We start from the raw sequence: 20,198 nt of genomic DNA, 5'->3' as shown, positions 1-20,198 counted from the left end.
AGGAAAGGAACGTCAATGCTGGACAAGACCGAAACCAGGTTTCCGAAGATCACCGAAGAGGGCCTCGATGATCTGCGCAAGCGCATCGGCGTCACCATCGGCGTGACCGCCGAGCCCTGGTGCTACGAGGCGACGCGCGACAACATCCGTCACTACGCCCACGGCATCGGCGACGACAATCCGCTCTGGTGCGATCCCGACTACGCCGCCAAGACCAATCATGGCGGCATCATTGCGCTGCCGAGCTTCCTGTTCTCGACCAGCCGCATCGTGTCCGGCTATGTCGGTGGCATGCCCGGCGTCCACGCGATGTGGTCGGGCGCGGACTGGACCTGGCATAAGGCCGTCCGCCGCAACGACGTGATTTCCACCGAAGCCAAGCTGAAGGATCTGGTCGAGCACCAGACCCGCTTCGCCGGCCGTGCGATCCAGCAGACCTATCACGTCGATTTCTTCAACCAGCAGGGCGACCTCGTCGCCGAAGCGGACAGCTGGTGCTTCCGCACCGAGCGCGACCATGCGCGCGATCAGGGCACCAAATATCGTGAGGTCAAGGCCCGCGCGCCGCGTCGCTACAGCCAGGAGGAACTGGCCGCCGCCTACAAGCTCTATGCCGAGGAGCGGATTCAAGGCTCGCGTCCGCGTTATTGGCAGGACGTCTCCGAAGGCGAGGCGCTGCCGACGATGCTGAAGGGGCCGATGACGGTCACCGGCTTCATCGCTTATGCGCAAGGCTGGGGCGGTCTCTACATCCGCGCCAACAAGCTTGCCTGGAAGCTGCAGGACGCCCATCGCGGCCTCGGCATTCCCAACCGCTTCGGCATCCCCGACTGCCCCGAGCGCGTGCACTGGGAAGAGGAGTTCGCGCTCGAGGTCGGCGCGCCCGGTGCCTATGATTACGGTCCGGAGCGCTGCTCCTGGCTCACCCACCATCTCACCAACTGGATGGGCGATGACGGCTTCCTGCGCCGTGCGAGCTGCAAGATCCGCCGGCACAATCCCGAGGGCGACATCCTGTTCATCAAGGGCAAGGTGAAGCGCAAGTTCATCGAGAACGGGCGGCACCTGGTCGAGATCGAGCAGGAAGCGCACAACCAGGACAACGAAGTCTCGGTGCTCGGCACCGGCATCGTGCAACTGCCAAGCCGGACCTGACGGCAACCAACTGGGCGCATGAGCATGCCCGCAACCGACCTCACGCGCGGAGCGGTGACCGGCCTCAAGGTCGTCGATCTCTCGCGCGTGCTGGCGGGGCCGCTCTGCACGCAGATGTTGGCCGATCATGGCGCCGACGTGGTCAAGATCGAGCCGCCATCAGGAGATGAGACCCGCGGTCTCGGGCCGCCCTTCGATGCCGCGGGACAGGCGGCGTATTTCGGCGCCGTCAATCGCGGCAAGCGCGGCATGGCGCTCGACCTGTCGTGCCCGGAAGGGCGTGCGGTGCTCGAAGCGCTCTTGAACGATGCCGACGTGCTCGTGGAGAATTTTCTGCCCGGCACGATGGAACGCTGGGGGCTCGGCTATGAGGCCGATCTGTCCGAACGCTTTCCGCGCCTGATCTACTGCGCGATCTCCGGCTTCGGCGTCGACGGGCCGCTCGGCGGCCTGCCCGGCTACGATGCCGTGCTGCAGGCCATGTGCGGCCTGATGAGCATCAACGGCTCGCAGGATTCGGGCGCGACGCGCGTCGGCGTTCCCATCGTCGATTACGTCACCGGCTACAACGCGCTCGTCGGTGTCCTGCTCGCGCTTGCGGCGCGCGAACGGAGCGGCCGCGGGCAGCGCGTCGAAGCGACGTTGTTCGACACCGCGCTCGGCCTTCTGGTCCCGCACGCGGCGAACTGGATCTGCTCGGGCAACGTGCCCGGCCGTCTCGGCAGCGCCCATCCCAACATCGCGCCTTACGACAAATTCGCGGCGGCCGACGGCGAGATCTTTCTCGGCATCCTCAACGACGGCCAGTTCCGCCGCTTCTGCCAGAGGGTGAAGCGCGGCGACCTGCTGGATGACCCGCGCTTCCGGACCAACGCCGATCGGCTCCGTCACGTCGCCGCGCTTCGTGCCGAGCTGAAACGGACGCTGGCCGGCTTCAAGTCGGACGCGCTTTGCCGCGAACTGATGCAGGCCGGCGTTCCCGCCGGCGTCGTCAACACCGTGCCGCAAGCCTTCGCGCAAGCCCATGTCTCCCACCGTGACATGCTGGTCGAAAGCGAGGGCCATCGTGCGCCGGGCATTCCGGTGAAGCTGGCGCAGACGCCGGGTCGCGCCAGCCGCCGGCCACCGCGCTTCGGCGAGCATGCAAACGACATTCTGGCGGATGCCGGCTTCGATCAGCACGAGATCGACAGCCTGATCGAAACCGGCGTCGTCACGCCGCCAGGGAAGGACACCGCACGACGATAAGGACGGCCGACAACAAGAAGACGATCAAAACAATCATAAAGAGAGGAAACGAGCATGCTGAAATCCGCGAGATGGGCCGTGGGATGGCTGGCCCTGCTATGGAGTTGCGCAAGCCTGGCGCAGACCTATCCGACGAGGCCCGTCAGGATCATCGTTCCCTATCAGGCGGGCCAGGGCACCGACGTCGTCGCCCGCTACCTCGCCGACCATCTGTCGCGCACGCTGGGCCAGCGCTTCTATGTCGAGAACAAGCCGGGTGCCGGCGGCAATATCGGCGCCGAGCAGGCGGCGCATTCGGAGCCCGACGGCTACACGCTGCTGATGGGCACCAACGCCACCCAGACCATGAACGAGTTCATGTACCCCGCGATGGGGTTCGTGCCGGACAAGGATTTTGCGCCGATCATCCTGGTCGGCAAGCTGCCGCTGGTGATCACGGCCAGCCCGTCCTTCGCCGGCAACAGCGTGGTCGACCTGATCAGCGCCGCGAAGGCAAAGCCCGACAGGATCGACATCGCGCTGCCCAGCACGACGGCGCGCGTCATCTTCGAGTTTCTCAAGGAGGTGACGGGCGCACCGATGTTCGGTGTTCCCTACAAGGGATCGGCAACCGCGATGACCGACGTGCTCGGCGGGCAGGTGCCGCTGATCATCGATACCGTCACGGCGGTGCGCACCCAGATCGACGACGGCAAGCTGAAGGCGCTCGGCATCACCGTGCTGAAGCCGAGTGAGCTGCTGCCGGGCGTCAAACCCGTCGCCGAGCAGGGCGTGCCTGATTTCGAGATGGCAGGCTGGAATGCCTTCTACGCCCCGCGCGATACGCCGCAGGCGGTGATCGAGCTCCTGAACGGCGAGTTCGCCAAGGCGCTGGCCCTGCCCGAGACCCGGAAGCGGCTGCACGAGCTGGGCCTCGATCCAGCCGGCGGAACACCGGCAGACCTCGCCCGGTTCGAAACGCGGGAGCGTCTCAAATGGGGGCCGGTGATCAAGGCGACGGGCCTGCAGGGCGGTTGACGCCGGACAGGCTCGTTGCTCGAGCGTGATCTTGTCCGAGAAGCGGTGTCCACTTCTCGAGATCAGGCCTTGCGCTCGCGCACCGAGCCTTCCTGGGCGACGGACGCGACCAGCGTGCCGTCGGGCTTGAAGATGAGGCCGCGGGACAGGCCGCGGCCGCCACGCGCGTTCGGCGAATCCTGGGCGTAGAGCAGCCATTCGTCGGCGCGGAACGGGCGGTGAAACCACATCGCGTGATCGAGGCTCGCCGGCATCATGCGCTTGTCGAACAGCGTGCGGCCATAGCGCGCCATGATGGCGTCGAGCAGCGAGAAGTCCGAGGCGTAGGCGAGCGCGCACAGATGCAGCGCCGGATCGTCGGGCAGCTTTGCCGCGGTGCGGATCCAGATGTGGATGCGGCCGTCGTCGACCTTCTGGCCGAAATAGCGGCCGATCTCGACCGGACGCAATTCGATCGGCCGGTCCATCTCGTAATAGCGGCGGATGAACTCCGGCATCTCCTTGAACAGCGGCTGCTTCGAAACCTCCTCCGCGGTCAGCTTTTCCGGCGGCGGCACGTCGGGCATCCTGTCCTGGTGATCGAACGCGCTTTCCTCCTCGGCATGGAACGACACCATGATCGAGAAGATCGCGTTGCCGTGCTGGATCGCCGTGACGCGGCGGGTCGAATAGCTCTTGCCGTCGCGCAGGCGTTCGACCTGGTAGATGATCGGAACCTTGGGGTCTCCAGGCAGGATGAAATAGCAATGCAGCGAATGCGGCAGGCGCCCTTCGACGCCCTCGACGGTGCGGCAGGCCGCGACCATCGCCTGCCCGATCACCTGCCCGCCAAACACCCGCTGCCAGTCCGTGTTCGGGCTGCTGCCGCGGAACAGGTTCACCTCGAGCTGTTCGAGGTCGAGGATCGAAATGAGATCGAACAGGCTTTTGGACATGGAGTGAACTTTCTTGCCGTCCTTCCGGGGCCGGATGCTCCGGAATGGCACATTTGGGCCGTTCCGCCCTTGTTTCACCGCACTGTTTCGCCCAGCTCAAGTCTGCTAGCAAGACCGAGAATTGGCCGGGAATTCGGGTATGTCGGTACAGGGTAGCATTGTCATTGGCGGCGGCGCGTTTGCCGGCCTCGCATTGGCCTTGGCGTTGCGCCAGGGGCTCGGGCCCGAGATCGCCGTCATCGTCGCCGATCCTGCGCTCAGCACCCGGCCGAGCCGCGACCCCCGCGCCACCGCGATCGTGGCCGCCTGCCGCCGGCTGTTCGAGGCCATCGGCGCCTGGGACGACGTCAGGGCCGAAGCGCAGCCGATCCTCGACATGGTCGTCACCGACTCCAAGCTGGAAGACGCCACCCGTCCGGTCTTCCTCAATTTCGCCGGCGACGTCGCGCCGGGCGAGCCGTTTGCGCATATGGTCGAGAACCGCCGCCTGATCGACGCGCTGACGGCGCGCGCCGAGGCCGAAGGCATCGACCTGCGCGCCACCACCGTGGCCTCCTATGACGCGCGCCCCGAAGGCATCGATGTGACGCTCGGCGACGGCAGCGTGATCGCCGCAAGCCTTTTGGTCGCCGCCGATGGCGCGCGGTCGAAGCTGCGCGAGCGCGCCGGCATCGCGACCCATGGCTGGGAATATGACCAGTCCGGCATCGTCGTGACCGTCGGTCACGAGCGCGATCACGAGGGCCGCGCGGAAGAGCACTTCCTGCCCGCAGGTCCCTTCGCGATCCTGCCGCTCTCGGGCAAGCGCTCGTCGCTGGTGTGGACCGAGCGCCGCGCCGAGGCCGCGCGCATCATCGCGCTCAGCGACGAGGAATTCCACGCCGAGCTCGAGCAGCGCTTCGGCCTGCATCTCGGCGAGGTGAAGGCGCTCGACAAGCCGCGTGCGTTTCCGCTGTCCTATTTCGTCGCACGCTCCTTCATCGCCACGCGCCTCGCGCTGGTCGGCGATTCCGCACACGTCATCCACCCCATCGCCGGCCAGGGCCTCAATATGGGCTTGAAGGATGTCGCCGCGCTGGCCGAGGTCGTCGTCGATGCCGCGCGGCTCGGCATGGATCTCGGCGGGGCCGACGTGCTGGAGCGCTACCAGCGCTGGCGCCGCTTCGACACCATGGCGATGGGCGTTGCCACCAATTCGCTGAATTTCCTGTTCTCGAACCAGTCGACCTTGCTGCGCACCGTGCGCGACATCGGCCTCGGTCTCGTCGACCGCGCCCCGCCGCTGAAGAATTTGTTTATCCGGCAAGCCGCTGGACTGACGGGTGAAGTGCCGCGGCTGTTGAAGGGCGAGGCGTTGTAAGAGGGCGTTTAGTGAGCGCTCGTGCCTCACACTCCGCCGTCGTCCCGGACAAGCGAAGCGCAGATCCGGGACCCAAACGCCGCAGCAGGAGTTTGGCGAAGACTCGGAGTTAACACTTCGGACGACAGCCACGTCCTGTGGTTATGGGTCCCCGCCTGCGCGGGGACGACACCTCGTGTGTGGCCACGACATCGCTCGACGACGGTCGCCAGATTCTCAATCGATCTTCCTTGCCTCTTCCGGCAGCATGATCGGGATGCCGTCGCGGATCGGATAGGCGAGTTTTGCGGACCGCGAGACCAGCTCCTGCCTCGCGGAATCGAACTCCAGCGGGCCCTTGGTCAGCGGGCAGACCAGGATCTCCAGCAATTTCGGATCGACACTGGCTTCGGGGCGTTCGGTGGGCGCGTTCATTGGGCTCTCCGGCAATCGATTGCCTCTAGCACATAAAATCGAGATCTAGGCGGAAACCATCCGCATAATTTCGTCGAGCGGGCCCTCGAGCCTGGCAGCCGGGACCGGCGGCCCCGACAGGGCGAAGCCGAGAAACGTCCAATAGAGGATCTGGGCGCGGGCCTGCGCCGTCGCCGGAGCGAGGCCGCGCTTTGCCAGCAGCTGCTCGATGTAGTCGATGCGGCGGCGGTCGATCGCGCGCACGGCGGCCTGCGCCGCCGCGTCGAAGGCGGCCCAGTTGCGCACCGCCCGCTCGAGATCGAGCCGCGCGCCGAACGATCTGCGCAGCAACGCCTTCAGCGGCTCGTCGTCGGCGGCCTCGACATCGGCGATGATCTGCTCGGCGGCGATCTCGCGCCAGCGCTTCAGGACGGCGGCGTGGAATGCGGCGAGATCGGCGAAATGCCAATAGAAGCTGCCGCGCGAGACGCCCATGGCTTTGGCCAGCGGATCGGCCTTCAGCGCCGTGAAGCCGCTCCTGGCGAGCGCCTTCAGCCCCTGCTGGATCCAGTCGTCGGCGGTGAGCTGCTCGGTCATGTCGGTTCCCGGAATTCGACCATACACTAGTGTATTGACAGGCGGCGGACCAGCGCCTATTTGTCCATACACAACTGTATGGAGGCGTCGATGCGTAATCTCCTGCTTCAATCTGCCGGGGTCCTGGCGATTGCCGTGGCCCTGATCCACGGCATTCTCGGCGAGACCAGGGTGTTTGTCCGTGCCCGCATCGAGCCGGAGCGGCTGCGTACCCTGATCCGGGTCGTGTGGCAGGCTTCGACCGTCGCCTGGATCGGTTGCGGCGTGCTGCTGATTGCTGCGCCCTGGATGGGCTCGGAGCCGGCGCGCCACTGGATCGTCATCACCATGGCCGCAGTATTCGGCTTCTCCGCCTGCGCCAACGCCTTTGCAACGCGCGGCCGCCACTTCGGCTGGATGATGCTCAGCGCGGTCGTCGCGATGACGGTCGCGGGCTATTGAACGTCGAAACCTGGCACCACAAACAGAGCCGAGGTCGCATCATGGAAGATCGTGTTCGGCTAACGATCGAAGACGGCGTGGCTCATCTCCGGCTCAATCGTCCGGACAAAATGAACGCGCTCGATCCGGCAATGTTCGAGGCCCTTGCCGAGGCCGGCGCGGACCTTCGTGACAGCCCGGAAATTCGAGCCGTCGTGCTGTCCGGCGAAGGCCGCGCCTTCTGCGCCGGCCTCGATGTCGAACGCCTGCTCGCGGCCGCGAACGGCGAGCCGCTGCTTCCGTTTGCGGATCTGACGCGCCGGACCCACGGCATCGCAAACTTCGCGCAGCACATCGTCTGGCTGTGGCGCGAGCTGCCGATCCCCGTGATTGCAGCGGTCCACGGCGTCGCCTTCGGCGGCGGCTTCCAGCTCGCGCTCGGTGCCGACCTCCGTTACATCGCGCCGGATGCGAAGCTTGCGGTCATCGAGACCAAATGGGGTCTGGTGCCCGATATGTGCGGCACGCAGTTGATGCGCCATCTCGCGCGCGAGGATGTGGTGCGTGAGCTGACCTATAGCGGGCGTGTCTTTTCAGCCGAAGAGGCGCTGGCCGACGGCTTCGCGACCCGGCTTGTCGATGATCCCGTGGCCGCTGCATTGGCAACGGCGCGCGAGATCGCCGGCCGCAGCCCCAGCGCGATCCGTGCCGCCAAGCGATTGCTCAACCTGTCCGCAACTTGCGACGCTGCGACGGGTCTTGCTGCGGAGACCGCCGCGCAGGCCGCGCTGCTCGGCACGCCAAATCACATCGAAGCGGTCAGGAGCAATCTCGAGCGCCGCGCGCCGCGATGGAGCGACACATGAGCACGCCGCATGGATTCGACCTGCAGACGCTCGTCGCGGTCAACGCATCCGCCGCGTTCAACCGCGCCGCCGGCTTCGAGCTTGTTGCGGCCGGCAACGGCGAGGCGACCATCCGAATGAATTGGCATGACGACCTCACCCAGTATTCCGGACATCTTCACGCCGGCCTGATCGCGGCCTTGCTCGACACGGCCTGCGGGTTCGCCGCGGCGACGCTCGTGGGCCCGGTGACCGCGTCGCACTTCTCGATGAACTGCCTCAGGCCGGCTGTTGGTCGCTACTTCGTCTCCAGGGGAACGACGCTCCGCCCCGGGCGCAGACAAGTGTTCGCGCGCGCAGAACTACTTGCCGCGGACGAGCAGGATGAACTGAGCCTCGTAGCGACGGGCGAGACCGTGCTCGTCCCCACCGGCGAGCCGCCGCGCAACACCGGCCGGAGCTGAACCATGACACTGACGCTCGTCACCGGGGGCACGGGTCATCTTGGCCGGGATGTCGTCGATCGTCTGGTTCGCGACGGACGTCGCGTCCGGGTATTTGCACGATCACCGGGTATGCGATCGGATGTCGAATGGGCCGCAGGCGATCTCGCCACGGGTGCCGGGTTGCGCGAAGCACTGCAGGGCGTCGACACGGTCATCAATGCGGCGACCTGTTCGCCGATCGCGCGGCGTGGAGGCGTCCGCCCGATCGACTTCTTCAGATCGCCCTCCGCAGTGGACGTCGAGGGAACGGAGCGGCTGCTGTCGCTCTGCGGGGAGGCCGACATTCGGCATTTCCTGCACGTTTCGATCGTCGGGCTCGACCAGGCGACCCTGCCCTACGCGCGGGTCAAGCTCGCCGGCGAGCGGCTGGTGCGTGCCTCGGCTCTGTCCTGGTCCATCGTTCGCGCGATGCCGTTCTACTACCTGCTCGACAGGTTGCTCTCGGGCCTCACCTGGCTTCCGGTTTGGCCGGTGCCGACGACGCCGTTCGATCCCGTCGATACGTCGGATGTCGCCGATCACGTTCTGACTTGCGCGTTCGACGGGCAGCGCGGCGTGCGCGCGGAGATCGGCGGCCCCGAAGCGCTGAATCTCGTCACCCTCGCCCGCCAATACCAGGATGCACGGAGACTGCACCGAAAGATCCTGGCGGTCGGCCTTTCCGACGCGAAGGCGCGCGGCATGGGCTTTGTCGTCAGCCACGGCGTGCGCGGACGTCTGCGCTGGACGGACTGGCTGCGGCGCAATTATCTGGAAATGCAAACTGCGGCCTAGCGCAATCGGCGAGGTCGGCAGTCCATCCGACCCGTGAGGCTTAAGGCCGCAGCGGTCGGACAAATCCGCATTCTCCGCAGAGGGCGCTCACGTTTTCGCTCCGGTTAGAACTCGTCTAAACTCAACAATAGAACTTATCTAAAGCAGACCTCGCCCGTCACCGATTGACTTCATCACCCTCTTTGCTTCCTTCAGTCCAGCTTCGCAGCTCGCGTAGCGCGCACGGCAGAGGAGGAGATGTTCGTGAAGGTCATTCGTGTTGTTGCCATTGCACTGACGGTCGGGATCGGCATGGGGTCGGCGGCCATGGCCGACGGTTTCAAGGACTGCACCAAGCTCGACAAGGCGTCGTGGAAGCCGGCGAGTGAAGCCGAAGCCAAGGCCAAGGCGCTGGGTTACGAGGTGCGGCGCTCCAAGATCGAAGGTTCGTGCTACGAGGTTTACGGCGTCAAGGAAGGCAAGCTCTACGAGCTGTTCTACAGCCCCGAAGATCTCAGCCTGAAGCACACGATCGCCAAGTAGGCTGCCAGGAAGGCGCGAAGCAGGTCGTGACGTAGACGGCGCGGCCTGATCTGCGAAGCGGGGCTTGAGGGTGGTCTTTGCTTGATTGAAGACGCGATGCCAGAAGCGCGCGGGGTGTCCGACAGGACCCCCGCGGATCGAACGGCTTCACGGACGGTCGCAGTCTGGGACCTCCCGCTGCGCCTCTGGCACTGGATTCTCGCGGCGTGTGTTCTGGCCGCGTGGTTCACGCCGACGGTCTATGACCGGCTTCACCGCATCGTCGGCTATGCGGTGCTCGGGCTTCTCGCCTTCCGCCTCGTCTGGGGCTTTTGGGGAAGCCGCTATTCGCGCTTCCGCATGATCAGAGCCAGGCTTCGCGCGGCACCGCGCTATCTCTGGAATCTGCGCCGCGGCATCACCGGCCGCTATATCGGTCTCAACCCCGCCGGCACGTTGATGCTGGTGGCGCTGCTGGCCTCGCTCACCGTCTCGGCGATCACCGGCGCGATGTCGGTCACCGTCACCTTCTTCGGCGTATGGTGGGTCGAAGACACTCACCATTATTCATCGGATGCGGTCATCGTCCTGGTCGTGCTGCATGTGCTGGGCGTGGTGGTGATGGCCCTTCTCCAGCGCGAGAACCTGATCCGCGCGATGATCACCGGCCGCAAACGCATCCGCGGTCATTCCTAGGGTTTGAGGTGACTCTCTCCCCACGGGATGGCCGGGCTTGACCCGGCCATCCACGGCTTGCTTGCTGTCCAAGAGCGTGGATGCCCGGGCCTTCGCCGCGCCGAAGCGGCTTCGGCCGCGCAGGCGGGATAAGCCCGCGCATGACGGAGCTTCTGCCCTAGTCAACTACTGTAGCGGCGGATCGCCGCTGGTGCGCTTCTTGGCGAGGTCCATCTCGGTGACCGCGATCAAAATCTCGGCCCGGGTCTTCAGGTCGGGCGCTTCCAGCATGGCCTGCTTCTCTGCAGGGCCGTAGGGCGACATCATCGCCAGCGCGTTGACGAGGGCTTCATTGGGCGCGCTTTCGACGCCTTCCCAGTCGACCTTGAGATTGTTGGCCTTCAGGAAGTCCGCCAGCACGGCCAGCAGCGCCTCGCGGTCGACCTCGTCCTCGCCCATGCGCGCGGTGAAGTCGTTGGCGAAGGCGAAGAAGTCCACCTTGCACTGCCGGTAAGCGGTGAGCACCTCGAGCTCCTCGATGACCTTGAAGCGCGAAACGCCGGTGAGCTCGAGGATGTAGCGGCCGTCGCCGGATTCGGCGAGCTGGGTGATGCGGCCGACGCAGCCGACGCGAAACAGCGTCGGCTTGTCGGAATCCTTCGGCGAGTGCGCGACGTCGGGCTGGATCATGCCGATCAGGCGATGGCCGTCGCGAAAGCTGTCGTCGACCATCGACAGATAGCGCGGCTCGAAGATGTTGAGCGGCATCTGGCCGCGCGGCAGCAGCAGCGCGCCCGGCAGCGGAAACACCGGAATGATCTCCGGGAGGTCGGCGGGCCCGCGATATTCGATGTTGATCGGCATCTGCCCCGGTCCCCCCTGGCTTTGCTAGCGCATGATCCGGAGGACCGCGTCAGCGCAAGATGTGCAACGGTTTTCCGAATGGATCATGCTCAAAGAAGCCCCTACGAAAACAGGATCGTCGACAAACGCTTGCGTCCCTCGACGGTTGCATCATCCGCGCCGCCCCAGGCCTCGAAGAACTGCACCAGCTGCTTGCGGGCGCCGTCATCGTTCCATTTGCGGTCGCGCTTGACGATCTCGAGCAGCTGCGCGGTGGCAGCAGTGCGGTCGCCTTGCGCGTTCAGCGCGGTCGCCAGGTCGAATCGGGCCTGATGATCGAGCGGGTTTGCGGCGACTTTCTGTTCCAGCTCCGCGACCGGTCCAAGCGATTGGGCCTGCTCGGCAAGATCGATCGCGGTCTGCACGGCCTTCACCGCGGGGTCGTTGCGCTTGGACTCCGGCACCATGGCCAGCGTCTGCTTGGCCTGCTCCATCGCGCCGGAGACGGCGTAGCATTTTGCGAGGCCCGCGAGTGCGGCGATGTTGGTCGCATCGTACTGAAGCACCTCCGCATAGATCTGCGCGGCAGCCGCGGTGTCGCCCTCGGCGAGCACCGCCTCGGCCTCTTGCAGAATCTCGGCGATATTCGGCTCGCCCGGCGCGGTCACGCCCTTGGTCAGCTTTTCGATGAAGGCGTTGAGCTGGCTCTCGGGCACCGCGCCCATGAAGCCGTCGGCCGGCTGGCCGTTGACGAAGGCGATCACGGCCGGAATCGACTGGATGCCCATCTGGCCCGGGATCGCCGGGTGCTGGTCGATGTTCATCTTGACCAGCTTGACCTTGCCCTTGGCGGCCCTGACCGCCTTTTCCAGCACGGGGGTGAGCTGCTTGCAGGGGCCGCACCACTCCGCCCAGAAGTCGATCAGCACCGGCTGGCGCTTCGATTCCTCGATGACGTCCTTCACGAAGGTCTGGGTGGTGGTGTCCTTGATCAGATCGGCCGCAGCCGGGTTTGCGGCTCCGTTACCCTGGTCGATGATCGTCACGGCATCCCCTCGTCTGATGTCTGGAATGGCGGGTCTTTAGCACGTCGCCGCTCCCTATGCTTCGCTGTCGGCTCCTAAATTGGGCCGAATGGGCCGAATTTCAATCCATGGAGGCCGATTCGGCGGTTCCGGGGCGATTCCGGGCGATTTGGTCGCATTCGGGCTCCATATTGGGCCCCGGATTGCGCATCTATCCCGCCGGTAGCTGTTGCATTCCCTTCCCGCTTTTGGCATACGACAGCCGTTGCCGGCGCGTCACGCGACCGACACAGGATGCGGGTGTAGCTCAGTGGTAGAGCACGACCTTGCCAAGGTCGGGGTCGAGGGTTCGAGCCCCTTCGCCCGCTCCAATTTTTCCCAGAGCATCCAGCCTGACCGGACGGAACCGTGGTTCGCCACGCCGCTGGCGGCTGCATGGGGTTTGCAATGACAATCCTGGTCACGGGCAGCGCCGGTCACCTCGGAGAAGCCGTTCTCCGGACGCTTCAGGCGCGCAACGTGCCCGCGCGCGGGATCGATCTGAAGGCATCGCCCTTCACCGATGTCGTTGGTTCGATCGTCGATCCCGGCTTCGTGCGGCGCCAGATGGACCGCGTGAGCGCCGTGATCCACACCGCGACACTGCACAAGCCGCATGTGGCGACCCATTCGAAGCAGGATTTCGTCGACACCAACGTGTCAGGCACGCTCAACCTGCTCGAGGCAGCCGTCGCCGCCGGCGTGCGCCGCTTCGTCTTCACCAGCACCACCAGCGCGTTCGGCTCGCAGCTCCGCGCCGGAGCCGGAGAGGCGGCCGTGTGGGTCACCGAGGACCTGCCGGCGGTGCCGAAAAACATCTACGGCACCACCAAGCAGATGGCGGAAACTCTCTGCGAGCTGTTCTTCCGCGAGCGTGCCCTGCCGGTCGTGGTGTTGCGGACCTCGCGCTTCTTTCCCGAGGACGACGATGATCCGGCGATGCGGTCGGCCTACCCGCTTGAGAACGCGCAGGCCAACGAGTTGCTCTATCGCCGGCTGGACATCGCGGACGCCGTCAGCGCCCACCTGCTCGCCGTCGACCGCGCGCCAAAAATCGGCTTCGCTCGCTATATCGTCTCGGCCACCAGCCCGTTCGAGCAGCGTCACCTCGCAACGCTTGCGCGCGATGCGGCCGGTGTCGTGCGCGAGCTCTATCCGGAGTGCGCAGAGCTCTATGCGGCGCGCGGCTGGAAACTCTTCTCCGAGATCGACCGCGTCTACGTCAACGAACGCGCGCGGCGTGAGCTCGGCTGGCGACCCGAATTCGACTTCGCGCATGTGCTGAGCTGCCTTCGGGAGGGCCGCGATTTTCGCAGTGCGCTGGCGCGCGAGGTCGGCTCGAAGGGCTATCATGAGGTGGTGTTCGACGACGGGCCCTATCCGATCGCCCGATAAGCGCCGCGATTGATGTTTTGCTCGACGAGTCAAGTGCCTGTCGGGTCAGATCCCGACCAGCGCCCATGCGCCGTTCTACTGTGCATGGGGTTGTTTTCGCATTTTTTGCTGAACACCCTTGGCTGGCCCGATTCCGCGTTGCAGCGAGAGCGCCATCGCTGCGGCGGTCGTGCTCATTGACGTTCCGTCTCAATTTTTAATGAGCGCAACCGCAGCACATGCGATGCCCTTCTCAGCGCTCGCAGATGTGCTAGCCTTTTATGTCTGCCCCTCGGCAGATCCCAAACTTCGCCTCTCGACTAGCAAAACAAAATAAATCGCAGCCCTGACGGCTGCCTTAGGGGAGTGACGCGATGACATCGATGTTCCATCGATCCGTGTTGGCGCTTGCGGCCGTGGCCCTTCTTGCGGGGACCAGCGCCGGCAGCGCGCAACAGCAGGACAAGAACAGGGCACTGAAGAAATACGAATCCGGCACCAAGGAGTTCTGGACCCATCCGCCGGATGACTGGTTCCTGGGCGATGAGACCGAGGCGCAGAAGGGCCTCGCGCCGCCATCGGGTCCGCCGACCGGCGCCTCGGACGCCGAGCTCGCCAACATCATCAAGCAGGTCAAGCTGCCGCCGGGCTTCAAGATGGAGGTCTACGCTTCCGGCGTGCTGGCCGCGCGGCAGATGGCCTGGGGTGACAAGGGCACGCTGTTCGTCGGCTCGTTCGGCCTCGGCAATGTCTATGCCATCAAGGACAACAACGGAAAGAAAGAGGTCAAGACCGTCCTCAAGGGGCTGAACATGCCCACGGGTCTGGCCTTCAGGGACGGCGCGCTTTACGTCATCGCCGTCGACAAGCTGATCCGTTACGACAATGCGGAGGCCAATCTGGACAAGCTCGGTGACGGCAAGGTCGTGTACGACGACATGCCGTCCTATGCCGCGCATGGCTGGAAGTACATCGCGGTCGACAAGGAAGGCTGGTTCTATATTCCGTTCGGACCGCCCTTCAACATCGGCATTCCCCCGACCAGCGTCTCGCAGATCCGCCGCGTCGATCCCAAGACCGGCAACGCGGAAATCTGGGCGCTCGGCGTTCGCAACTCGGTCGGCGGCGACGTCGATCCGCGCACCGGAAAATACTGGTTCACCGAGAATGCGCGCGATTGGATCAGCGATGATCTGCCCAGCGACAAGCTGAACATGATCAACAAGATCGGCGAGCATTTCGGCTATCCCTACTGCCACCAGGGCAATCTGCCCGACGACAAGTTCGCGATGGGCCACAAATGCTCCGAGTTCACGCCGCCCGTGCTGAATCTCGGCGCTCACGTCGCTCCGCTCGGCATGAAGTTCTACACCGGCGACCAGTTCCCCGCCGAGTACAAGAACAACATCCTGATCGCCGAGCACGGCTCCTGGAATCGTCACAAGTACCAGGGCGGTCGCATCATGCGCGTGATCGTCGGGCCTGATGGCAAGAACGCCAAGCAGGAGGTCTTTGCCTCCGGCTGGATCGAGGGCGACCAGGGCTATCTCGGCCGTCCCGACGACATCATCCTCGCCAAGGATGGGTCGATCCTCGTTGCCGACGACTGGGCCGGCGCGATCTATCGCATCAGCTACAGCAAGAAGTAGCACGGGCACGAAAAAAGGGGCTGCGACCGGGTAACGGCCGCAGCCTCTTTGTTTGATGCTGCGAGCCCGCCGCGGAACAGGTTCGTCATGCCCGGACTTGATCCGGGCATCCATCATACGAGAACCTTCTGCAACAGGGATGGATTGCCGGGCCTACGCTGCGCCGGAGGGGCTTCGGCCCCGCAGGCGGGTCAAGCCCGGCAATGACAGCTGGAGAAGTCAGTCATGCGAGCCGTTGGGTTCGGAATTCTATATGCGACGCTACTGTTCATTCCGGCTCAGGCCGCCGACAATGCCGCGATCAAGGAAAAAGCCTCCGTCTGCTCCGGCTGTCATGGCGAGAACGGCATTTCGCAAACCGAGAACATTCCTTCGCTCGCGGGGCAGCCCGATCAATTCATCCAATGGCAGCTCGTGTTCTTCCGCGCCGGCTCGCGCAAGAACGATCAGATGAAGCCGATCGCCGAAGAGATCACCAACGAGGACATCCGCAGTTTCGGCGCCTACTTCTCGCAGATGACACCGCCGAAGGGAGCGGACGACGGGGATCCGGACCTGTCGAAAAAGGGCGCGCAAGTTGCGGCCGGTCGCCGCTGCGCCTCATGCCACACGGACAGCTTCGCCGGCACCAAGGCCGTGGCGCGGCTCGCCGGGCAGCGTGAGGAATATCTGGTCAAGGCGCTGCACGACTACAAGGCGGGCCAGCGCGTCGGCGGCGGCGTCGCCGCGATGGCCGATGTCGCCTATCGCATGAGCGATGAGGAAATCGCGGCGGTCTCGCACTATCTCGCGCATTTGAAATAGAGCGCGGCTGTTGCTGCAAACACTGCTGTCGTCCCGGACAAGCGAACCGCAGATCCGGGATCCATACCCACAGGGAGTAGTTTGGCGATGGCTCGGAGTGGGAGTTTGGCGTCAAACTACTCCCTGTGGTTATGGATCCCGGGCTCGCGCTTTGCGCGCCCCGGGATGACGGTCGGGCTATAACCTATCCCGCCCGCTGCTTCTCATACGCCTTCAAATGCGTGTAAGCGATGCGTAGCTTCGGCACCGGCACCTTGGCGGCGTCCGCGCGCGCGATCAGGTCGCCGATGACATGATCCGCCTCGACCGGCAGGCCGGCCTTGATGTCGCGGAACATCGAGGCCGTCATCGGCGATCCCTCGGTGGTGAGGTTGCCTTTGACGCGCTCGAAGAACGGGCCGCCCGGCGGGTAGCCGGACGCGGTGGCGATCGCGCTGGTCTCGTCCAGCATGCCGAGCAGGAAATCCCTTCCCCCTGGCGCTGCGAGAATGTTGCCGACGGAGGTGCGCATCAGGCTGGTGCTTGCCGCGAGCGAGGACAGGAACACCCACTTCTCCCACATGTCCTGCATGATGTTCTGGCTGGCGGCGGCGCCATTGATGCCGCCTTTGAAGGCCTCGTCGATCGCCTTGACGCGATCCGACAGCTTGCCGTTCCGCTCGCCATAGCTCAGCGACTGCATCGGCTGGAGCTGCACGACCTCGCGCTTCTCGTTCAAGGTTGCGGCGATGGCGCAGAGGCCGCCGAGCACGCGCTCCTTGCCGAATTTTGCGTCGAGGATGTCGAGATGCTTCATGCCGTTGAGCATCGGGATGATCGCCGTGCCGGGGCCGACCGCCGGCGCAAACGATTTGATGGCGTCGTCGAGGTCGAACGCCTTGCAGCTCAGGAGCACGACGTCGAACTTGTCCTTGAGCGCGTCGGCCTGGACGGTCGGCGGGTTCTTCAGGGTCACATCGCCGTTCGGGCTCTTGATGACGAGCCCGGCGCTTGCGAGCTCGCTGGCGCGTCTCGGGCGGACCAGGAAGGTGACGTCGCGGCTGGCCTGCAATAGCCTGCCACCAAAATAGCCGCCGATGGCGCCGGCGCCGACCACGAGGATACGCATGGGAGAGCTCCGTTGTTATTCTTGGCGAATGGCGAATAGGAGTAGCGAATAGGACAGGAAACGCTGAAATGCGAGTAACGTTTTCGACTACTCGCTATTCGCCATTCGCTACTCGCCCTTCCCCAGCACCATCTCCTCGACCTCGCGCAGCTGCTCCTTGCCGAAGAACATCTCATTGCCGACGAAGAAGGTCGGCGAGCCGAACGCGCCGCGGGCCACCGCGTCCTCGGTATTCTTGATGAGCCTGGCCTTCACCTCGGGGTCCTGAGCCCGGGCAAACAGTTTCTGGGCATCGAGGCCGGAAGACGCCAGCGCCTTCGCCGCGATCTCGGGGTCGTCCATCTTCTTCGGCTCGCGCCACATGTGGTGGAAGGCGGCCTCGACGTATTTTTCGAACACGCCCTCGAGCTGAGCTGCGATCGCCGTGCGCATCAGGTTCAGCGTGTTGACGGGGAAGTGCGGATTCCAGACATAGGGCTGGACCTTGAAGCGCTTGAGAAAGCGCTCGGTCTCGACTTGCTGGAATTCGCGCTTGTTCTTTACGCCGGCGAGTGTCTCGGCCGGCGATTTGTTGTTGGTTGATTTGAAGATGCCGCCGAGCAGGATCGGGACGTATTCGAACTTGACGCCGATGCGCTGCTCGATCGCGGGAATCGCGAGATGGCTGAGATAGGCGTTCGGGCTGCCGAAATCGAACAGGAACTGCGGGGCTGTGCGGGTCAAACTCGTTCTCCCTGACGTGCTTTGCACCATTGTGACGCAGCGTGCCCTGCAGGTCCACCGTTTAATGATGGTCATAATACTTTGAGCGTCAGACCAGGCGCTGGACCGCCCGCTTGCGCCACACCAGGAAGTAATAGCCCATCTGCAGAACGAACATGGCGCAGAACACGATGGGATAGGCGGCCCACACACCCTCCAGGCCAATCGAGCGGCTCAGGATCACTGCGGCCGGCAGCTCGATCGCGACAATCGCGAAGATCGAGAGCAGCATCGGCGTCAACGCGGCGCCGGCCGCACGCATCGCTCCCGAAAACACCGTGGCGAGGCCGAACGGCACCGAGCTCCAGAGGGCGATGAAGAGCAGGGCTTTCGCCAGATCGAGCACGGCGCTGTCGGTGATGAAGATGCCGAGCACGGCGCGCGGCACGAGGTAGATCAGCGCCACCAGCCCGCCGGTCAGCACGAGGTTGAAGGCGAGACCGGTGCGCACGATGCCGTCGAGCCGGGCTCTGTCGCCGCTGCCGACCGCCTGCGCACCGAGGATCGACACCGCGATCGAGATCGACATCGCCGTGAACTGCGTATAGCCCATCACCTGGTTGACGGCACCGTAGGCCGCCGTGGCCTCCGACCCAAAGCCGTTGACGAGGCCGAGCAGGACCAGCTCTGCGATGGCCATCACGACCATGCCGACGGCACTCGGCAATCCGATGGCGAGGATCTGTCCCAGCATCATGCCGTTGAGTCGGAGGTGACGCAGCAGCGCCGCGTCCGGTGCGAGCGCGTGCTTCTTCCGCAGCAGATAAAGGGCCAGCACGATCAGCGTGAGCGCGTTCGCGATCGCTGCCGCCCAGGCCGGACTAGTGATGCCGGCGGTCGGCAATCCGAACGATCCGCGGATCAGCATCGGCGTCAGGACCAGACCTATCGTGGTCGACAGGGCCAGCGCCAGCAATGGCGTGAGCGCGTCGCCGACGCCACGGATCATCGCCGTCATCAGCAGGAAGACGAAGCCGAGCGGCATGGTCAGCAGCATGATCCGCGCATAGGCGCTGGCGGGAGCGAGGATGTCCGCGGGGGTTGCAAGCGCCATCATCAGCTGACGGCTGAAGAGGCCGCCAATCAGCGCAACCGAGACGGACAGCAACAGGCCGATCGCAAGCGTCGTGCCCACGACGAGCTTGATCTTGTCGTGCTCGCGCGCGCCGAAGGCCTGGCCGATCAAGACGGTCGCGCCGGTGCTGAGGCCCATGACGAAGGCGAACAGAAAGAACATCACCGGGAAGAACACCGAGACGGCTGCCAGCGCGTTGACGCCGATCATCTGGCCGAGATAGACGTTGCTGACGGTGCCGAACAGCGATTGCAGCGCGTTGCTCAGCATGAGCGGCGCAAGGAAGCGCAAAAAAGTTCTCCAGAGCGGCTTGGCGGCGGACATGGATGGGCCTTTCATCGGGGCGTGCGACGCCGTTGCCGCGCGAAGTGCGCGGCTTGGGCCGTCGATGAGGTTGTGAAGGGCGCCGCGCGGTTTACGCGCGGTCGCTATAGGCGAGCTTGACGATGTGGTCGCGGATGTCGGTCGGCCAGTCCGCGATCAGTCCGGTGAAGCGTCGCCGGTCGTCCGCGAACAGGGCGCGCGAAGCTTCCTCGAACTGCGGCAGATTGCCCGCCATGGTCGACATGAAGTGGTAGGCCGCATCGCGCGCCTGCCGCTCGCGGTCCTTGTCGCCGCTGGCGCGCCTGGCCTCGTCGACGAGTTTTCGCAAAGCGACCGAGGCGCCGCCCGGCTGCGCGCCGAGCCACTCCCAGTGCCGCGGCAGCAGCGTCACCTCGCGCGCGACCACGCCGAGCTTCGGCCGGCCGCGTCCGCGCGGCTCGCTCGGCGGTGCGGTCTCCTCGACCGGGGGCGGGACAAGCTTCGCCAGCCGCGCCAGCACCTCGCGGTCCCCGCCGCGCAGATCGAAGTCGATCGAGCGGCCCGTGGCGTCCTCGAAGATGATGATGGGCGCGTCCGGCTGCGGCGCTACCCGCTTGACGACCAGCGCGACCTCGCCGGCCGGCCCGGATACCAGGCGCCGCTGGCCCTGGAAGGCGGTGAAAATCTTCTGCATTTGAAATCATTGCCATATTGACGACGTTGATGTCATTTAATACCCGGGTAAATTATGAGCGTCAATATACCCGGGTGAAAATAATCACGCTGACGG

22 protein-coding genes and 1 tRNA gene are annotated in these 20,198 nt (G+C 64.9%); 14 read left to right on the top strand and 9 right to left on the bottom strand.

Annotated elements, in window-relative coordinates:
- Positions 1-15 precede the first annotated feature (15 nt).
- The 3 genes from Q0743_RS14780 to Q0743_RS14770 are packed head-to-tail and all read left to right on the top strand — an operon-like array spanning position 16 to position 3,420.
- Positions 16-1,155: a MaoC family dehydratase N-terminal domain-containing protein gene (locus Q0743_RS14780; RefSeq protein ID WP_298242266.1), complete on the top strand. Its 1,140-nt coding sequence runs from the start codon at positions 16-18 to the stop codon at positions 1,153-1,155.
- Between the two features lie 24 nt (positions 1,156-1,179).
- Positions 1,180-2,403, top strand: coding sequence for a CoA transferase (locus Q0743_RS14775; protein WP_298242265.1), 1,224 nt, complete (start codon positions 1,180-1,182; stop codon positions 2,401-2,403).
- Positions 2,404-2,457: 54 nt separating this feature from the next.
- Positions 2,458-3,420: a tripartite tricarboxylate transporter substrate binding protein gene (locus Q0743_RS14770; RefSeq protein ID WP_298242264.1), complete on the top strand. Its 963-nt coding sequence runs from the start codon at positions 2,458-2,460 to the stop codon at positions 3,418-3,420.
- A gap of 62 nt (positions 3,421-3,482) precedes the next feature.
- Here the strand turns inward: Q0743_RS14770 and tesB are convergent, their stop codons facing one another.
- Positions 3,483-4,355 (bottom strand): acyl-CoA thioesterase II, encoded by an 873-nt coding sequence (gene tesB / locus Q0743_RS14765; protein ID WP_298242263.1) that lies wholly within the window; start codon positions 4,353-4,355, stop codon positions 3,483-3,485.
- A 139-nt stretch (positions 4,356-4,494) separates the two neighbouring features.
- Between tesB and Q0743_RS14760 the strand changes: the two genes are divergently transcribed.
- The gene (locus tag Q0743_RS14760) at positions 4,495-5,715 is read left to right on the top strand and encodes a ubiquinone biosynthesis hydroxylase (RefSeq protein ID WP_298242262.1); all 1,221 of its coding nucleotides are present in this window, start codon (positions 4,495-4,497) and stop codon (positions 5,713-5,715) included.
- Between the two features lie 216 nt (positions 5,716-5,931).
- Here the strand turns inward: Q0743_RS14760 and Q0743_RS14755 are convergent, their stop codons facing one another.
- Both Q0743_RS14755 and Q0743_RS14750 read right to left on the bottom strand, forming a co-directional pair.
- A complete protein-coding gene (locus Q0743_RS14755) occupies positions 5,932-6,129 on the bottom strand; it encodes a Trm112 family protein (protein WP_298242261.1) in 198 nt (65 codons plus the stop codon).
- 45 nt (positions 6,130-6,174) lie between these two features.
- The gene (locus tag Q0743_RS14750) at positions 6,175-6,705 is read right to left on the bottom strand and encodes a TetR/AcrR family transcriptional regulator (protein WP_298242260.1); all 531 of its coding nucleotides are present in this window, start codon (positions 6,703-6,705) and stop codon (positions 6,175-6,177) included.
- Positions 6,706-6,795: 90 nt separating this feature from the next.
- On the opposite strand from Q0743_RS14750, the gene Q0743_RS14745 reads away from it, so the two are divergent.
- From Q0743_RS14745 to Q0743_RS14720, 6 genes are all read left to right on the top strand, one after another.
- Positions 6,796-7,146: a hypothetical protein gene (locus tag Q0743_RS14745; RefSeq protein ID WP_298242259.1), complete on the top strand. Its 351-nt coding sequence runs from the start codon at positions 6,796-6,798 to the stop codon at positions 7,144-7,146.
- A 41-nt stretch (positions 7,147-7,187) separates the two neighbouring features.
- Positions 7,188-7,991: a crotonase/enoyl-CoA hydratase family protein gene (locus Q0743_RS14740; RefSeq protein WP_298242258.1), complete on the top strand. Its 804-nt coding sequence runs from the start codon at positions 7,188-7,190 to the stop codon at positions 7,989-7,991.
- Positions 7,988-8,434 carry a PaaI family thioesterase gene (locus tag Q0743_RS14735; protein WP_298242257.1) on the top strand — a complete coding sequence of 149 codons (447 nt, stop codon included), beginning with the start codon at positions 7,988-7,990 and terminating at the stop codon, positions 8,432-8,434. The genes Q0743_RS14740 and Q0743_RS14735 overlap by 4 nt, the downstream gene beginning before the upstream one ends.
- Positions 8,435-8,437: 3 nt before the next feature.
- Positions 8,438-9,250 carry an SDR family oxidoreductase gene (locus Q0743_RS14730; RefSeq protein ID WP_298242256.1) on the top strand — a complete coding sequence of 271 codons (813 nt, stop codon included), beginning with the start codon at positions 8,438-8,440 and terminating at the stop codon, positions 9,248-9,250.
- A gap of 243 nt (positions 9,251-9,493) precedes the next feature.
- Complete coding sequence (locus tag Q0743_RS14725; protein WP_063198686.1) at positions 9,494-9,772, top strand: PepSY domain-containing protein; 279 nt, start codon at positions 9,494-9,496, stop codon at positions 9,770-9,772.
- A gap of 81 nt (positions 9,773-9,853) precedes the next feature.
- Positions 9,854-10,447, top strand: coding sequence for a cytochrome b/b6 domain-containing protein (locus Q0743_RS14720; RefSeq protein ID WP_298242255.1), 594 nt, complete (start codon positions 9,854-9,856; stop codon positions 10,445-10,447).
- Between the two features lie 165 nt (positions 10,448-10,612).
- Here Q0743_RS14720 and Q0743_RS14715 read toward each other — a convergent pair whose 3' ends face one another.
- Positions 10,613-11,290 (bottom strand): LON peptidase substrate-binding domain-containing protein, encoded by a 678-nt coding sequence (locus Q0743_RS14715; protein WP_298242254.1) that lies wholly within the window; start codon positions 11,288-11,290, stop codon positions 10,613-10,615.
- A 101-nt stretch (positions 11,291-11,391) separates the two neighbouring features.
- Complete coding sequence (gene trxA / locus Q0743_RS14710; RefSeq protein WP_298242253.1) at positions 11,392-12,315, bottom strand: thioredoxin; 924 nt, start codon at positions 12,313-12,315, stop codon at positions 11,392-11,394.
- Between the two features lie 275 nt (positions 12,316-12,590).
- Between trxA and Q0743_RS14705 the strand changes: the two genes are divergently transcribed.
- From Q0743_RS14705 to Q0743_RS14690, 4 genes are all read left to right on the top strand, one after another.
- Positions 12,591-12,665: transfer RNA gene (locus Q0743_RS14705), tRNA-Gly, on the top strand.
- A 76-nt stretch (positions 12,666-12,741) separates the two neighbouring features.
- Positions 12,742-13,728 carry an NAD(P)-dependent oxidoreductase gene (locus Q0743_RS14700; protein ID WP_298242252.1) on the top strand — a complete coding sequence of 329 codons (987 nt, stop codon included), beginning with the start codon at positions 12,742-12,744 and terminating at the stop codon, positions 13,726-13,728.
- A gap of 353 nt (positions 13,729-14,081) precedes the next feature.
- Entirely contained in the window at positions 14,082-15,356 is a 1,275-nt protein-coding gene (locus tag Q0743_RS14695) for a PQQ-dependent sugar dehydrogenase (protein ID WP_298242251.1), read from the top strand.
- A 225-nt stretch (positions 15,357-15,581) separates the two neighbouring features.
- Positions 15,582-16,160 (top strand): c-type cytochrome, encoded by a 579-nt coding sequence (locus Q0743_RS14690; protein ID WP_298242250.1) that lies wholly within the window; start codon positions 15,582-15,584, stop codon positions 16,158-16,160.
- Between the two features lie 184 nt (positions 16,161-16,344).
- On the opposite strand, the gene panE is transcribed toward Q0743_RS14690, so the two are convergent.
- The 4 genes from panE to Q0743_RS14670 all read right to left on the bottom strand — a co-directional run bounded on the left by panE (position 16,345) and on the right by Q0743_RS14670 (position 20,102).
- Positions 16,345-17,268 (bottom strand): 2-dehydropantoate 2-reductase, encoded by a 924-nt coding sequence (panE, locus tag Q0743_RS14685; RefSeq protein ID WP_298242249.1) that lies wholly within the window; start codon positions 17,266-17,268, stop codon positions 16,345-16,347.
- 108 nt (positions 17,269-17,376) lie between these two features.
- Positions 17,377-17,991 carry a 2-hydroxychromene-2-carboxylate isomerase gene (locus tag Q0743_RS14680; protein WP_298242248.1) on the bottom strand — a complete coding sequence of 205 codons (615 nt, stop codon included), beginning with the start codon at positions 17,989-17,991 and terminating at the stop codon, positions 17,377-17,379.
- An 88-nt stretch (positions 17,992-18,079) separates the two neighbouring features.
- Positions 18,080-19,429 (bottom strand): MATE family efflux transporter, encoded by a 1,350-nt coding sequence (locus Q0743_RS14675; RefSeq protein ID WP_298242247.1) that lies wholly within the window; start codon positions 19,427-19,429, stop codon positions 18,080-18,082.
- A gap of 91 nt (positions 19,430-19,520) precedes the next feature.
- A complete protein-coding gene (locus Q0743_RS14670) occupies positions 19,521-20,102 on the bottom strand; it encodes a DUF2239 family protein (RefSeq protein WP_298242246.1) in 582 nt (193 codons plus the stop codon).
- Positions 20,103-20,198: the final 96 nt, after the last annotated feature.

This window comes from uncultured Bradyrhizobium sp. (genome assembly GCF_936943645.1).
GTDB lineage: Bacteria > Pseudomonadota > Alphaproteobacteria > Rhizobiales > Xanthobacteraceae > Bradyrhizobium.
The sequence above is the reverse complement of the archived record's forward strand: the minus strand, read 5'-3'. Positions and strand labels throughout refer to the sequence as shown.

What these genes read in the sequence shown, in the direction of transcription:
- Q0743_RS14780 (WP_298242266.1), top strand. Translation starts at nt 16, where the DNA reads ATGCTGGACAAGACCGAAACCAGGTTTCCGAAGATCACCGAAGAGGGC.
- Q0743_RS14775 (WP_298242265.1), top strand. Translation starts at nt 1,180, where the DNA reads ATGCCCGCAACCGACCTCACGCGCGGAGCGGTGACCGGCCTCAAGGTC.
- Q0743_RS14770 (WP_298242264.1), top strand. Translation starts at nt 2,458, where the DNA reads ATGCTGAAATCCGCGAGATGGGCCGTGGGATGGCTGGCCCTGCTATGG.
- tesB (WP_298242263.1), bottom strand. Translation starts at nt 4,355, where the DNA reads ATGTCCAAAAGCCTGTTCGATCTCATTTCGATCCTCGACCTCGAACAG.
- Q0743_RS14760 (WP_298242262.1), top strand. Translation starts at nt 4,495, where the DNA reads ATGTCGGTACAGGGTAGCATTGTCATTGGCGGCGGCGCGTTTGCCGGC.
- Q0743_RS14755 (WP_298242261.1), bottom strand. Translation starts at nt 6,129, where the DNA reads ATGAACGCGCCCACCGAACGCCCCGAAGCCAGTGTCGATCCGAAATTG.
- Q0743_RS14750 (WP_298242260.1), bottom strand. Translation starts at nt 6,705, where the DNA reads ATGACCGAGCAGCTCACCGCCGACGACTGGATCCAGCAGGGGCTGAAG.
- Q0743_RS14745 (WP_298242259.1), top strand. Translation starts at nt 6,796, where the DNA reads ATGCGTAATCTCCTGCTTCAATCTGCCGGGGTCCTGGCGATTGCCGTG.
- Q0743_RS14740 (WP_298242258.1), top strand. Translation starts at nt 7,188, where the DNA reads ATGGAAGATCGTGTTCGGCTAACGATCGAAGACGGCGTGGCTCATCTC.
- Q0743_RS14735 (WP_298242257.1), top strand. Translation starts at nt 7,988, where the DNA reads ATGAGCACGCCGCATGGATTCGACCTGCAGACGCTCGTCGCGGTCAAC.
- Q0743_RS14730 (WP_298242256.1), top strand. Translation starts at nt 8,438, where the DNA reads ATGACACTGACGCTCGTCACCGGGGGCACGGGTCATCTTGGCCGGGAT.
- Q0743_RS14715 (WP_298242254.1), bottom strand. Translation starts at nt 11,290, where the DNA reads ATGCCGATCAACATCGAATATCGCGGGCCCGCCGACCTCCCGGAGATC.
- Q0743_RS14700 (WP_298242252.1), top strand. Translation starts at nt 12,742, where the DNA reads ATGACAATCCTGGTCACGGGCAGCGCCGGTCACCTCGGAGAAGCCGTT.
- Q0743_RS14695 (WP_298242251.1), top strand. Translation starts at nt 14,082, where the DNA reads ATGACATCGATGTTCCATCGATCCGTGTTGGCGCTTGCGGCCGTGGCC.
- Q0743_RS14690 (WP_298242250.1), top strand. Translation starts at nt 15,582, where the DNA reads ATGCGAGCCGTTGGGTTCGGAATTCTATATGCGACGCTACTGTTCATT.
- panE (WP_298242249.1), bottom strand. Translation starts at nt 17,268, where the DNA reads ATGCGTATCCTCGTGGTCGGCGCCGGCGCCATCGGCGGCTATTTTGGT.
- Q0743_RS14675 (WP_298242247.1), bottom strand. Translation starts at nt 19,429, where the DNA reads ATGTCCGCCGCCAAGCCGCTCTGGAGAACTTTTTTGCGCTTCCTTGCG.
- Q0743_RS14670 (WP_298242246.1), bottom strand. Translation starts at nt 20,102, where the DNA reads ATGCAGAAGATTTTCACCGCCTTCCAGGGCCAGCGGCGCCTGGTATCC.